Here is a 14,069-nt window from a genome sequence, read left to right as displayed (position 1 = left end):
ATCTTCACATTCGCTAGCTCGACACCCGAGCCGTCAGACTTGACGCGAATTTTGACGTTGTAATCAACGACCCGCTTGATCGGAACGAGCAGTTTCATGGAATTCTCCTTGTCGTCAGCAGAGGGTGCGGAAACGGTCGGCCATCACGTCGAGAACCTCGCCGGGGTCACGCTTCCACCAGTTGTTCGCAGAAAAGATCTCGACTTCGCAGGGCCCGGCGTAACCAGCGCCCTCGACGCCTTTGCGGATCGCCTTGAGATCGGCGACACCATCGCCCATCATGCCGCGATCGAGCAGGACGTCACGCGTATCGGCGAGCCAGTCGCAGAGATGATAGCCGAAGATCCGGGCCTTGCCGGCACGTGCCAGTTGGGCATCGAGGCCTCTGTCCCACCAGACATGATAGACATCGACGGCGATGCCGAGATTTGGTGCATCGACTGCGTCGCAGATGTCGAGAGCATCCCGCACGGCCGTCAGGCAGGAGCGGTTGCCGGCATAGACGGGATTGAGCGGTTCGAGCGCCAGCTTGACATTGCATTCCGCCGCATAGGGTGCGAGGTCGGCGACACGGTCGGCCACGATCTTGAGGCTCTCGGCCGTGCCCTTGGTGCCGGGATGCACACCTCCCACCACAATCGTCAGCACGGTCGCCCCGAGGCCGGCGGCCATGTCGATGGAGGCCATTGCCTCGTCGAGAACCGCAGCCTTGTCGATGGCCTCCGTGCCGACGAGAAACGGGGTGCGGCAAAGCCCGGCCACGGACAGGCCCGCTGCCCGCGCCCGGTCCCCAATCTCGATGGCCCGTGCACCGATTTCCCGACGCCAGAAGACGATCGAGCCGAACCCGCGCGCGGCGCAGGCGTCTATCACCCGCTCAGGCTCCCATCCCGCTCCATGACCTTCGAGATTGTGCCCGAGGCTGGCGGTGTTCAGTGCCAAGGCCGAGTGGTCGCTCGAAAAATCGCGCATCGTCATGCGCCGTAGACGGCGAGCAGCTTCGTCATGCGCTCGACTGCAAGCTCCGGATTCCGCAGCAGGCCGCACTGGTCGGCAAGGCGGAAGACCTCGACGAAATAGGGCAGCGGCCGCATGGCCTGGGCGCCGTTCAGCATTACGAAGTGATCCTGGAATCCATTCAGCCAAGCGAGGAAGACGACGCCGGTCTTGTAATACTGGGTCGGTGCGCGGAAAATCAGGCGGGCGAGCGGCACGGTCGGGTCGAGCGTTGCACGGAAGGCCGCCATATCGCCCTCGCCCAGCCGCTCCACCGCATAGGCCGCGGCAGGTGCGAGCGGGTCGAAGATGCCGAGCAGAGCATGGGAAAACCCCTCGCTGTCGCCCTCGATGAGTTCGGGGTAGTTGAAGTCGTCGCCCGTATACATTTTCACGCCCGACGGCAGCCGGCGGCGCATGACGATCTCCTTCTCCTTGTCGAGGAGGGAGATCTTGATGCCGTCGACCTTCGCCGTGTTCGCTTCGATGACCGCGAGCGCCGTCTGCATGGCAGGTTCAAACGCCGCATCGCCCCAATAGCCGGCAAGCTGCGCATCGAACATATCGCCCAGCCAATGCAGGATCACCGGCTCGTCGCACGCGGCGAGCACATCGGAATAGACCTTGAGGTAATCTTCCGGCCCCTTCGCGACGCGCACCAGGGCGCGGGAGGCCATGAGGATGAGGCGGCCACCGAGTTTCTGGATCGCTTCCGCCTGTTCCAGATAGGCTCGGCGCACATCGTCCAGGCTCGTCACCGTCGCGGGGTCGAGATGATCCGTGCCGCAACCGTTGGCGACGAGCGCATTCGGAAGCTCCTCGCGCGTGCGGCGGATCAGTTCGAGCGCACCTGGCCAATCGAGCCCCATGCCGCGCTGCGCCGTATCCATCGCCTCTGCAATGCCGAGCCCGAGGCCGGCGAGGTAGCGGCGAAACTCCATTGTCTTCGCCCAGTCCACCGTCGCGCGACCCGAGGGATCGTTCGCTGTGAAAGGATCGGCGACGACATGAGCGGCAGAGTACACGACACGCGCCGGGTTTTTACTGAGCATCGCAACCGCGATCGGTGTTCCGGTCAGGACATAATCGGTGCGGCGGCCGGCGGTATCGGGAAGAGCGATTTTCATGGAAATGACCTCAGAAGCGCGGGACGAGCATGCCGGCATCGGCCGGGATCGACAGTCCGGTTGTGTAGGGAAGCCGGCCGGTCGCAAGCGATGCGACCAGCGTGCCGACCTCGGCCGGCTCGCCGACGCGGGGGAAGAGCGTGAGGCCTTGCGCCGCACGTTCGCGATAAGCCTTGATGACAGGCGCGGTCATCTCGGTGGCGATCAGGCCGGGCTGGACATCATAGACGGCAATGTTCTCCCGCCCGAGCCGGACGGCGAGCGTCTTGGAAACCATGGCGGCAGCGGCCTTCGAGGCACAGTATTCCGAACGCTGCTCCGCTACCGCGACGGCATTCGACGAGGTGACGTTGACGATCGAATGGAAGAGTGGTGGCCGGGCGCGCGCAAGAAGACGGCGGGCGAAGGCCTGGCTCAGGAAGAACAGGGCCTTCGTGTTCACGGCAAAGCAACGGTCCCAGCTGTCTTCCGAGACCTCCAGCATGTCGCCGCGCTTGAGCACGCCGACACCAGCATTGTTGACCAGCGTGGTGAGCGGCCCGAGCTTTTCCTCGACCGCACCGAGCGCCGCATCATGACCGCCGATCGCGGCGACATCGAACGGGGCGGCGGCCACCGGAACGCCATAGGCGGCGATTCGGGCGACGGCGGCAGTAAGCTCGGCATCTTCGACCGGCGCGTTAATCGCGACCGCAAAGCCCTCCCGTGCCAAGGCCTCGGCAACGGCAAGCCCGATGCCGCGCGAAGAGCCCGTGACGAGTGCCGCCGGCCGGGCAGACGCGGCGCTCATGCCCGTGCGCCCTTCTTCAGGAGTTCGCGCGCGATAATCATGCGCTGGATCTGGTTGGTGCCTTCATAGATCTGGGTGATTTTCGCATCGCGGTAGAGACGTTCCACCTCGAAGCCGCGGATGTAGCCGGAGCCGCCAAAGACCTGCACGGCATCGGCGGTACGCTGCACGGCCATGTCGCCGGCAAAGCATTTTGCAATAGAGCAGGCTTTCGTCGCGTCCGCGCCACTGTCGATCTTCGAGGCGGCGGAGTGGACGAGCAGGCGCGCGGCCTCAATGTCCTTCGCCATGTCGGCAAGCAGCCATTGCACACCCTGGAAATCGGAAATCGCCTTGCCGAACTGCTTGCGCGTTCCGGCATAGTCGAGTGCTGCCTCGAGCCCAGCCTGGGCGATGCCGACCGCAAGCGAGGCAATGCCGACACGCCCCTTGTCGAGCACCGACATCATCATGTGGAAGCCGCGGCCTTCCGTGCCGAGAAGGGCATCGGCCGGCAGGCGTACATCCGTGAAGTTCAGCGCGCCGACCTGGCTGGCGCGCTGCCCCATCTTGTGTTCCTTCGGCCCTCTTTCGACGCCGGCCGAATGCAGGTCGACGATGAAGATCGACATGCCGCGGTTGCCAGCTTCCTTGTCCGTGCGCGCCAGTACGAAGCCGTAGTCGGCGACCGGTGCATTGTGGATCCAGATCTTGCCGCCATTCAGCCGCCAGCCGTTTCCGTCGCGTGTTGCCGTGGTGCGGATGCCCGAAACATCGGTGCCTGCCTCCGGCTCGGTGATGCAATAGGCAACCTTCGAGCGCATGCCGAGGATCTCAGGCAGCAGAGCTTGCTGGCTTTCCGTGCCGTGGCGAACGAGGAGGCTCGAGATGAGTTCGATCAGGCCGCACTGGTCGGCGACAGAAGCATAACCACGGCTCAACTCCTCCATGACAAGCGCATAGGTGAGCGTATCAAAACCAGGCCCACCGAGCGCTTCCGGCACGCCGATGCCGAAGAGGCCGAGCTTTGCCATCTCCTCGTAGAGATCCGCGGGGAAGCGCTCCTCGCGGTCGAGTTCCTCGGCCAGAGGGCGGATCGTTTCGTCAGCAAAAGCGCGCGCCATCTCGCGCACCTGCTCCTGTGTTTCGGTGAGATACATCTGCCTCGCCTCCCATCTAGTAACTATCTGGTTACATACATTCGACCGTCGGTGAACGTCAAGATGGAAAAATTCGCGCGCCGCAAATGTAGCTGCTTGCACAGTCGTTTGGCCCCGTGCATATTATTCACTAATCAGTTACTTAAGGAGGACGACATGCATCCAGGAGAAAAGCGGAAATTCGGTCGAACGGACCTCGACGTGACCGCCTTCGGCTTTGGCACCGCCCCACTCGGCAACATTTTTCGCGAAATAGACGAGGAGACGTCGCAGGAAATGTTCGCGCGTGCCTGGGAGGCTGGCGTGCGATTCTTCGACACCGCCCCGATGTATGGTCATGGCCTCGCCGAACTGCGGACCAGCCATGCGCTGCGCTGGAAGAACCGTGATGACTTCGTGCTCGCCTCCAAGGTTGGGCGCCTGCTGCGCCCGGCGCGGCGCGATACGATCGACTTCGCGCCCTGGACGAATGCCGCGCCGTTCACCATGCATTTCGAATACAGCTACGATGGCACGATGCGCGCCTTCGAGGACAGCCTGCAGAGGCTTGGGCTGGAGCGGATGGATATGTGCTTCATCCACGACATCGACGTTTTCACGCGCGGGAGCGAACAGCCGGAGGTGTTCGAGCAGGCGATGGATGGTGCCTGGCGGGCGCTGGAGCGGCTGCGTTCGGAAAAGCTGGTGAAGGCGATCGGCGTCGGCGTCAACGAATGGCAGGTCTGCCACGCAGCGCTGCTACGCCACGATTTCGACTGCTTCCTGCTGGCCGGGCGCTATACCCTGCTCGAACAGGAAGCGCTGGACACCTTCCTGCCGCTCTGCGAAGCGCGCGGTGCGGCAGTGGTCGTCGGCGGTGGCTTCAACTCGGGCATCCTTGCCACCGGGGCAAAGGAAGGCGCGAAGTACAACTATGCTCCCGCACCACGAGAGATCATGGAAAAGGTCTCGAAGATCGAGGCCGTCTGCGCCGAACATGGCGTGCCGCTTGCAGCAGCGGCTCTGCAGTTCGTCGTGGCCCACCCCGCCATCCCGTCCTTCATGGCGGGCACGCGCACGATCGAACAGCTGGACCAGAACCTTGCGTGGTTCGCCCATCCGATCCCAGCCGACTTCTGGGCAGATCTGAAGAAAAAAGGCCTGTTGCGCGAGGATGCGCCCGTTCCGGCGTGAACCGCGCCTGCCCGCGCTGCGAAGGCGGCGCGGGAAATTTTAGCGGATCAGGATTGCCCTGAAGTCATTGACGTTGGTTCCTGTCGGACCGGGCACGAACAGGTCGCCCAAACGGTGGAACGCCGTCCAGGCGTCGTTGCCGGCGAGCAGAGCTGAGGGATCCGTCCCCAACTCGCGCAAACGCCTCATGCTGGCGCCATCAGCAAACGCACCCGCATTGTCCTCCGAGCCGTCGATACCATCCGTGTCGGCAGCAAGCGCCGCGAAGGGAACGCCCTCGCCCGCGAGTGCAAGCGACAGCAGGAACTCCGTATTGCGTCCGCCCTTGCCACGCCCCCTGACAGTCACCGTCGTCTCCCCGCCCGAGAGGATGACAACCGGGCGCGAAAATGGGCGGCCGCGACTGGCGACTTCACGTGCTATCGCGGCATGAACGCGCCCGACGTCGCGCGCCTCGCCCTCGATGCAATCCGACAAGATGACGGCAGGCACGCCAAGGGCCTCCGCCCGTTGTGCAGCAGCCTCCAGGGAGAGGCGGGCGGAGGCGATGACATGGACCTCATGCCCGGCAAAGACCGGGTCATCCAGCGACGGTGGCTCCCCCTCATGTCCGCCGAGCCACGCCTCGATCCGCTCGGGCAGCTTGATGCCCCATGTCTTGACCAGCGCGCGTGCCTCGTCACGATCGCTTGCATCCGGCACCGTCGGCCCGCTCGCGACCTGCGCCGCATCGTCGCCCGGAACATCGGAGACAACGAGCGTTACGACCTTCGCAGGGTGACAGGCCGCAGCAAGCCGCCCGCCCTTGATACCGGAGACCTGCTTGCGAAGGGCGTTCATGACGGAAATCGGCGCGCCGCTTGAAAGGAGCGCGCTGTTCAGCGCAGCCTCATCCTCCAGCGTCAGATTACCGGGCGGAGAGGGAAGAAGCGCGGAACCGCCGCCGCATATCAGCGCGACGACCAGATCGTCCTCGGTGAGCCCCTTTACGGCGTCGAAAAGTGCCCGCGATGCCGCAAGCCCCGCCGCATCGGGTACGGGATGGGCCGCCTCGATCACACGGATGCGCAGGCAGGGCGCGGCATAGCCGTAGCGCGTCACCACAACGCCTTCCAACGGCCCCTCCCACAACCTTTCGAAAGCTGCGGCAAGCTGTGCAGCGCCTTTGCCGGCGCCAATCACGACGGTCCGCCCCTTGGGTCGGGCCGGCAGGTATGCGCTCACGGCTTTTTCCGGATCCGCAGCCTCGACCGCGGCACGAAAAAGCTCTGTGAGAAAGTCTTTGTCTTCGGGCTTCATGAGACCGCCATGGATATCGGGGTGTCGAACCGGCGCTACTTGCCGAATTGGGCGGGTCGCTTCTGCCTGTAGGCAGCAAGCCCTTCCGTCAGATCCTCCGATGCAGCCGCCACGGCCCCGGCCAAAGCCTCAACGACCCGCTCGTTTTCCTCGCCCTCGGCGGCGTTGATCAGCATCTTTGTCAACTCGGTCGCTCGTGGCGAGCGTTTCAGCACGCGCGCCGCAGCAGCGTCTGCGGCAGCAGCGCCCTCACCCGTCGCCACGACTTGATCGACGAGGCCTAGCGCAAGCGCCTCCTGCGCCGCATAAACCTCGCCGAAAAGCGCCATGCGGCGAACGAGTTGCGTGCCAAAGCGGCGTGAAGCACGCTGCGTACCGGACCAGCCGGGGATGATACCAAGGCCGGGCTCCGGCTGGCCGATCTTAACATGCGCTTCGGCGATGCGCAGGTCGGCACAGGCAGCTAGTTCCAGCCCGCCGCCGAGCGCGTGGCCGTTCAGCACCGCGATCAGCGGAACCGTAAGACGCGCCAATGCGTCGAAAGCGCCATGCCCGTCGCGCAACCAGCGGCGTGAGAAGGTATCCGCGTCGAGACTGCTCCACGCATCGATATCACCGCCCGCACAGAAGGATTTTCCGCCCTCGCCGGCAAGGATGGCGACCCGGGCATCCGAGCGCTCGATGACGCGACACGCCTGCAACAGGGCGTCGATCATATCCTCGTCGATCGCGTTCAGCTTTTCCGGACGACGCAGGGTAATCCGTGCAACGCAGTCCTCAATGGAAAGTCCGACGCGCGGATCGCTCACAGCGCCAGCCCCATGGTTTCGGCGCGAAACAGCGCATCCTCCATCACCTTGAGCGTCTTCGAGACCCGCAGCGGCGTCGCGGCCTGATCGATAACATCGCGCTGGAGATCAAGGCCGGGCGCGATCTCAGTGACGACAAGCCCGTCTGCATCGAGTTCGATCACGCAGCGCTCGGTCACATAGGTGATCTCCTGCCCCTGCGCACGGGCGCGCTTGCCGGAGAAGCTGACCTGATCGACCTTCTGCACGAACTTGGCGATGCGGCCCTCCTTGTCGATCACCAGACGGCCATCCTCGACATGCATCTTTGCGCCCGCATTGAAATTGCCGGAGAAGACGATCTTTTTCGCGCGCGAGGTGATGTCCACGAATCCACCGGCGCCAGCGGTGCGGTGCGGCGTTGCCGCGAGGCGGCTGACATTGACTGATCCCTCGGCATCGATCTCGAGGAAGGACAGGAGCGAGCAGTCGAAGCCGCCCGCCTGGAAGTAACAGAACTGGTGCGGCGAGGCGACGAAGGCCTCCGCATTGGAGGCGCAGCCGAATTTGAAATCGAGCAGCGGCACGCCGCCGACGGCCCCCTGTTCGATCACCCAGGTGACCTTGCCATGCAACCCTTCCTCGATGAGGATGCGCGGCACATTAGCCGAAATGCCGAAGCCGATATTGACGGCCCAGTCGGCCTTCAGTTCCTGCGCCACGCGGCGGGCGATGACCTTGCCGACATCCAGCGCGGGCAGGCGGAACGTTTCGAGCGGGCGGAAGAGTTCGCCCGAGATCGCCGGATCATAGGGTGTTGCTGTCGTCTGCAACTGGTCGGGCGCTTCGACGATCACGTCGACGAGAATGCCGGGCACACGCACGTCATGCGGGCGCAATGTTCCGCTCGCCGCCACGCGCTTGACCTGCGCGATGACGAGGCCGCCGGAGTTGCGCGCCGCAAGCGCCATTTCCATCGCACCGAGGGTCGCGCCCTCCTGTTCGAAGGTGAGGTTGCCCTTCTCGTCCGCGGTTGTTGCGCGGATGATCGCGACATCGGGACGGATCGCCGGGAAATGCAGCCAGTCCTCGCCCTCGAAGGCAACACGCTTGACGAGCGGCGCCGCGCGCGCGCTGGCATTCATCGCGCAGCCGTCCTGATCGGGATCGACGAAGGTTTCCATGCCGACCTTGGTCAGCACGCCGGGGCGCTTGGCCGCGCCTTCGCGCAGCATGTCGAAGACGATGCCGGAGGGCACGTTCCAGGCTGCGAGTTCCTCCTTGAGGATCATCTGCCAGATGAGCGGCGGCTCGGCATTGCTCGGTCCAGATGGGTAGGAGCCGCCGATGATCTTCACCAGCATGCCCGGCTTGGCGATGTGGTCGACACCCCGCGTGCCGAAAAAGTCGCCGGCGGCGATCGGGTGGATGGAGGTCAGGCCACGCGGATGGCCCTCGTTGTCGAAGCGCTCGCCGAGGGCTTTCAGCACCGCATCGGGGCAGCAAAGGCCGGAGGAAGAGTTGACGGCAACGACGGCTCCGTCCCTGACGAGCTGGGCAGCCTCCTGTGCAGTCTTCACCTTCTTCATCGCCGAAATCTCCGTTCCCGATTGCATTAAGTAACTAACTAGTTATACATTAATCACAGCCAGGACAATCCGGCAAGTGAGATTTTCGCGTTGAATGGCAATCGCGATGCCGGCACATCAGCCCGCAAAGGAGGAGGCATGAACATCTATTTCCAGAAGAGTTTTCAGCGGGGTTTCGGCACCTATCCGCTCAAAGCGGACGACCTCAGAAATGCCATCGATGCCGCAATCGACGCCGGATACCGGGCGTTCGACACGGCGCAAATGTATGGCAACGAGGCCGATACGGGTGCGGCACTCGCTGCCTGCGGCGTCGCACGCAAAGACCTCTGCATCACCACGAAAGTCCACCCCGACAACTATTCGGAGGAGAAGTTCCTGCCCTCGGTCGAGGCCAGCCTGAAGGCGCTGCAGGTCGATCGCGTCGATGCACTTCTGCTACACTGGCCGCCCGTCGGTGGCGACGTGGCACCGTCCCTGCGCCTATTGCAGACGGCCAAGGACCGCGGCCTTGCAGACACTATCGGGGTCTCGAACTATACGGCCCGCATGATGCATGTGGCACACACTGTGGTCGATGGGCCACTCGTCACCAACCAGGTGGAGTTTCATCCGCTGGTCGATCAGCAAAAACTTCTCGCCGCCGCATCGGAGACGGGCATTCCGCTTTCGTCCTATGCGTCGATCGCCCGCGGTGAAGTGTTCAAACATGGCCTCTTTGCCGAGACCGGCAAAACCTACGGCAAGTCGCCCGCGCAGGTCGTGTTGCGCTGGATTCTGCAGAAGGGCGTACCGCTGAACACGATGTCCACGAAGCCGGAAAACATCCGGGCAAATTTCGACATCATGGATTTCACGCTGTCGTCGATCGACATGGACAGGATCGGCGCCCTGAACGCTACTGGCTACCGCATCATCAAGCCGGGGCAGTTGCCGTGGGTTCCCGAATGGGATTGACGCAAAAGGGCGGCCGCAAGGCCGCCCTTCTCACTTTCCGGCTGCCGATCGATCAGGCGTTGCCGCGGATCATGTCCGATGCCTTTTCCCCGATCATGATCGTCGCCGCATTGGTGTTGGAGCCGACGAGACTCGGCATCGTGGAGCTGTCGCAGATGCGGATGCCATCGAGGCCATGCACCCGCAGTTGCGGATCGACCACCGACATCTCGTCGCGGCCCATCTTGCAGGTGCAGGTCGGGTGGTAGGAGGTGCGGCCGTACTGGCGCGCATAGGCCACATAGTCCGCTTCCGTCCGCACATTGCGATCGGGGAAATGCAGCGCCTTGATGTATTTTTGCAGCGAGGCTTGCGCAAAAATCTCCTGGCTGATCTTCACACCCTCGACCGAGATTTTTACGTCGTCGGGATCGGCAAGGAAGTTCGGATCGATGACCGGCAGGGCGCGCGGATCGGCCGAGCGCAGGCTCACGGTCCCGCGCGACTTCGGCCGCAGCGTGTAGGAATTCAGCGTGATGCCGGACGAGCCCTTCGGCACGCCGGGAACGCCGGCTTCCGCGCCTGCGCCTGCAAGGAAATGGAATTGCAGGTCCGGCGTCGGCCTTGCCTTGTCGCCGTACCAGAATGCACCACCCTCCACGACGTTTGACGTGATGGGACCGGAGTTGAACAGCGTGTACTGAATACCCGCCCAGATCGACCAGTGCAGCTTGTTGTACTTGTCGAGACTGTCGTGGTTCTTCAACTCCGCGACGATGTCGACGCCAAAGTGGTCCTGCAGGTTCTGCCCGACACCGGCCATATCCTGCACGACATCGATCCCATGGCTTTTCAACGCATCCGCCGGCCCGACGCCCGAAAGCATCATCAGCTTCGGCGTGCCGATGGCGCCGGACGTGAGAAGAACTTCGCTTTCCGCCCGTGCGACCGTGCGATTGCCGCCGACTTGATATTCCACGCCGACAGCCCGGCGTCCTTCAAAGACGACGCGCAGGACAAGCGCACCCGTGACGACGGTCAGGTTCGGACGATTCAGGGCCGGCCGCAGATAGCCGACGGCCGCCGAGCAGCGCCGATTATTGCGTGTCGTCGTCTGGTAGACGCCAGCGCCCTCCTGCACCGGACCGTTGAAGTCCGGATTGTAGGGAATGCCGAACTCCTGGCAGCTCTGCACGAAGGCGCGTGTCATGCGCTGCGGCTCGGGAATGTTCGAAACGCCGAGTGGGCCGTCCGTGCCATGCCAGGCGCCGGAGAGAATCGAATTGCCCTCCGAACGCAGGAAATACTTCTGGATGTCCTTGAAGCCCCAGCCCTCAGCACCCTCTTCCACCCAGCGGTCATAATCGCCAGGTACGCCGCGGGTGAAAACCTCGGCATTGATCGACGAGCCGCCACCAAGCACCTTGGCCTGCGCGTAGAGGATCTCGCGGTTGTTAGCGTGTTTCTGTGGCGCGGTTTTCAGGCCCCAGGTCAACGGCCCCGTCGTCATCTTGGCGAAGCCGACAGGCATGTGGATGAGCGGATTGGTGTCGCGTCCGCCCGCCTCGACGAGGCAGACCCGGGCGGACGGATTTTCCGAAAGCCGCGCCGCCAGCACGCAGCCGGAGGTGCCGCCGCCGACGATCACATAGTCATAGCCGGCGGACATCATGCGATCCAATGGTTGCGCTTGCCGATCTCGACATGAACGGACTTCACCTGCGTATACTCCTCCACCCCATACACGCCGGCCTCGCGGCCCCATCCGGACTGCTTGAACCCGCCGAGCGGCATTTCAGGGCCACCCGCCATGATCGTGTTGACCCAGAAGCGCCCGGCGCGCACCCGGCGGCTCACGGTCAGCGCCTTGTCGATATTCTTCGTCCAGACGCTCGCCGCAAGTCCATAGACGGTATCATTGGCAAGCTGGATGGCTTCTTCCACCGTATCGAAATGCATGGAGCATAGGACGGGGCCAAAAATCTCGTCTCGGGCAATCGCCATGTCGCGGGAAACGCCGGAGAACAGCGTTGGCGCAATGTACTGGCCGCGGCCGAGATCGATCGCTTCGCCACCGGTGAGCAGCTTTGCGCCCGCGGCCTTGCCTTGGGCGATATAGTCAAGGATCGTGGCGTTCTGCGCTTCGGTGGTGATGGCGCCGACCTGTGTGCGCTCATCGAGCGGATCGCCAACGCGGATCTTCTTCATCTTTTCGACGAGCAGCTTTTCGAACTTCTCGGCAACGGAACGCTCGACGATGAGGCGCGAAGAGGAAACACAGCACTGCCCGGTGTTGAAGTTGATGCCGAAGGCCGCGCCATCGGCGGCGTCTTCGAGATCGGAATCGGCGAAGACGATGATCGGGTTCTTGCCGCCAAGCTCCAGACCGAGCTTCTTGAAATTGCTGTCGGCTGCCGCGTGGACGCAGGAGCGGCCGACGGCCGTCGAGCCGGTGAAGGACAGCATGTCAACGTCCGGGTGCTCGGACAGCGCCTGGCCGATCGTACGGCCGGAGCCGGTGACAACGTTATAGACACCCGCCGGCAGGCCCGCTTCGGCCAAAACTTCGGCGAGCAACAGCGTCGTCGCGGCGGTGACTTCGGAGGGTTTCACGACCATCGTGCAACCCGAGGCGAGGATGAAGGGCACGCGCTCGCAGAGGATCAGGAACGGGAAGTTCCAGGGCGTGATGAGGCCGACGACGCCAATCGGCTCGCGCAGCACCATGCCGAAGAGATCGTCGCCAAGCGAATTGAAGCTGTCGCCATGCAGCATGCGGGCCGCACCGGCGCCGACTTCAAAGCAGGCGATGCAGTGATCGATCTCGCCGCGAGCCTGCGAAATCGGCTTGCCGTTTTCCAAGGCTTCCCAATACGCGATCTCGTCACGGCGGCGACGCAGGATTTCGGCGACGCGCAGCAGGACGCTTCCGCGTGCGGCACCAGAAAGGCCGGCCCAGCGGCGATCCTCGAAGGCGCGACGGGCTGCAGCAACGGCGGAATTCAGGTCATCGACCGTGCAGCGAACCGTGCGCGTGACCGGCGTACCATGACCCGGTGAGCTACGCTCGAAGTGCTCCGCGCCGTCCTTCCACTCTCCGTCGACAAAAAAGCCGAAGGTGCGCGCTGCGGTCGGGGCAGAAAGGAACTGGTTCTTCTCGTCCATGGGATACCTCCACTTCATTAGGTCTTACGCCGCAATGGCGATCTGTGTCTTCAGGTCCTGCGGCCGGTCGCCGAGAGTTTCGAAAGCCTCCTGGATATTCCCCAGTGAATAGCTTGCCCTGGTGAAATCATCCGTGCGGAAACGGCCATGCGACAGCAATGTCAGCGCGTCGTGCATATCCTCCCCCATGCCGGCAACGGACCCCTTGAGGCTGCCCTCCTCCAGCACCGTGCGGAGGATATCGACGGGAACCGTTTCGCCCGGCGGGGTGATGCCGAAGAAAGCGACATGTCCGCCGCGACGCGCCAGGTCAAAGGCCTGCTCGTAGAGTTTTCGATTGCCGACGCTTTCGATGATGAAATCCGCACCGCGGCCGCCGGTCATCCGAAGCACGGTTGCCTTCAGCTCCGCCGGATCGGACACCGCAGCATCCGCCCCCGCTTCGAGCGCAATGCGGCAGCGATCGGCCGAAAGATCGGCGACGATGATGGGCGCCGCACCGACGAGCCGCATCATCTGAACATGCAGATTGCCGATCGGCCCGGCGCCGAAGATGACGACGGACTGGCCGAACGCCACCTTCGCCTTGCGCGCAGCGCGAACGACGCAGGCGACCGGCTCGGTGAGGGCCAGGATATCGTCAGGGATATCGGCCTCGACGGGGATAGCAAGGCGCGCGGGCACGGCGACGAACTCGGCAAAGCCGCCATCCCTGCCAATGCCGACCTGGGTGACTTCGGCGCAGTTCAGCACTTCGTTGCGACGGCACCAGAAGCAGGTGCCGCAGCCGATATTGATGTCGACAACGACGCGCGCGCCGACGGCCAGATGCCGGACATTGACGCCGCGCTCTGCGATCGTTCCGCAGAACTCATGACCGGGGATCAGCGGCAGTTTGTCGGCGGCGTAGTGACCGTTGAAGATGTGAATATCCGTGCCGCAGATGCCGGTGCGCGTTACCCGCACCAGGACATCCTCCGGCCCGATGGCCGGAACTGGAACGTCACGGAGTTCGAAGCGCTTTGGCGCGATCAGAACGGCAGCGCGCATGGTGCTCATCGCCATCC

The 14,069-nt window shown here is 63.6% G+C and carries 12 protein-coding genes and 1 pseudogene; 2 read left to right on the top strand and 11 right to left on the bottom strand.

Annotation, left to right across the window (positions count from 1 at the left end; translation table 11 throughout):
• The 5 genes and pseudogenes from AC1RT2_RS25615 to AC1RT2_RS25595 form a co-directional block, all read right to left on the bottom strand.
• Positions 1-98 (bottom strand): annotated as a pseudogene (locus AC1RT2_RS25615) (electron transfer flavoprotein subunit beta/FixA family protein); the annotation flags it as partial.
• 16 nt (positions 99-114) lie between these two features.
• Complete coding sequence (locus AC1RT2_RS25610; RefSeq protein WP_493106503.1) at positions 115-972, bottom strand: sugar phosphate isomerase/epimerase family protein; 858 nt, start codon at positions 970-972, stop codon at positions 115-117.
• Between the two features lie 2 nt (positions 973-974).
• Entirely contained in the window at positions 975-2,123 is a 1,149-nt protein-coding gene (locus AC1RT2_RS25605; RefSeq protein WP_493106502.1) for a dihydrodipicolinate synthase family protein, read from the bottom strand.
• Between the two features lie 10 nt (positions 2,124-2,133).
• Entirely contained in the window at positions 2,134-2,913 is a 780-nt protein-coding gene (locus AC1RT2_RS25600) for a 3-ketoacyl-ACP reductase (RefSeq protein WP_493106500.1), read from the bottom strand.
• On the bottom strand, positions 2,910-4,052 hold the full coding sequence (locus AC1RT2_RS25595) for an acyl-CoA dehydrogenase family protein (protein WP_493106498.1): 1,143 nt from the start codon (positions 4,050-4,052) through the stop codon (positions 2,910-2,912). Before AC1RT2_RS25595 ends, AC1RT2_RS25600 begins: the two co-directional genes overlap by 4 nt.
• 156 nt (positions 4,053-4,208) lie before the next feature.
• Between AC1RT2_RS25595 and AC1RT2_RS25590 the strand changes: the two genes are divergently transcribed.
• A complete protein-coding gene (locus tag AC1RT2_RS25590) occupies positions 4,209-5,225 on the top strand; it encodes an aldo/keto reductase (RefSeq protein ID WP_493106496.1) in 1,017 nt (338 codons plus the stop codon).
• Between the two features lie 39 nt (positions 5,226-5,264).
• Here the strand turns inward: AC1RT2_RS25590 and AC1RT2_RS25585 are convergent, their stop codons facing one another.
• Genes AC1RT2_RS25585 through AC1RT2_RS25575 form a run of 3 tightly spaced genes read right to left on the bottom strand, consistent with a single transcriptional unit; the run spans position 5,265 to position 8,901 of the window.
• Complete coding sequence (locus tag AC1RT2_RS25585) at positions 5,265-6,524, bottom strand: glycerate kinase type-2 family protein (protein WP_493106494.1); 1,260 nt, start codon at positions 6,522-6,524, stop codon at positions 5,265-5,267.
• A gap of 35 nt (positions 6,525-6,559) precedes the next feature.
• Complete coding sequence (locus tag AC1RT2_RS25580) at positions 6,560-7,333, bottom strand: enoyl-CoA hydratase/isomerase family protein (protein ID WP_493106492.1); 774 nt, start codon at positions 7,331-7,333, stop codon at positions 6,560-6,562.
• On the bottom strand, positions 7,330-8,901 hold the full coding sequence (locus AC1RT2_RS25575) for an acyl CoA:acetate/3-ketoacid CoA transferase (RefSeq protein ID WP_493106490.1): 1,572 nt from the start codon (positions 8,899-8,901) through the stop codon (positions 7,330-7,332). The genes AC1RT2_RS25580 and AC1RT2_RS25575 overlap by 4 nt, the downstream gene beginning before the upstream one ends.
• Before the next feature lie 138 nt (positions 8,902-9,039).
• Here AC1RT2_RS25575 and AC1RT2_RS25570 point away from each other — a divergent pair, with 138 nt between their 5' ends.
• A complete protein-coding gene (locus AC1RT2_RS25570) occupies positions 9,040-9,858 on the top strand; it encodes an aldo/keto reductase (protein WP_493106489.1) in 819 nt (272 codons plus the stop codon).
• 52 nt (positions 9,859-9,910) lie between these two features.
• Here AC1RT2_RS25570 and AC1RT2_RS25565 read toward each other — a convergent pair whose 3' ends face one another.
• From AC1RT2_RS25565 to AC1RT2_RS25555, 3 genes are read right to left on the bottom strand one after another with little or no spacing between them, the layout of a single operon-like run.
• Positions 9,911-11,506: a GMC family oxidoreductase gene (locus tag AC1RT2_RS25565; protein ID WP_493106487.1), complete on the bottom strand. Its 1,596-nt coding sequence runs from the start codon at positions 11,504-11,506 to the stop codon at positions 9,911-9,913.
• On the bottom strand, positions 11,506-13,002 hold the full coding sequence (locus AC1RT2_RS25560; protein ID WP_493106485.1) for an aldehyde dehydrogenase family protein: 1,497 nt from the start codon (positions 13,000-13,002) through the stop codon (positions 11,506-11,508). Before AC1RT2_RS25560 ends, AC1RT2_RS25565 begins: the two co-directional genes overlap by 1 nt.
• A 24-nt stretch (positions 13,003-13,026) precedes the next feature.
• Positions 13,027-14,061 carry a zinc-dependent alcohol dehydrogenase gene (locus AC1RT2_RS25555; protein WP_493106484.1) on the bottom strand — a complete coding sequence of 345 codons (1,035 nt, stop codon included), beginning with the start codon at positions 14,059-14,061 and terminating at the stop codon, positions 13,027-13,029.
• Between the last annotated feature and the right edge of the window lie 8 nt (positions 14,062-14,069).

The organism is Shinella sp. GW821-FHT11G07 (genome assembly GCF_058808115.1).
Note: the sequence above shows the minus strand (reverse complement) of the source record. Positions and strands in the feature narration are given on the sequence as shown.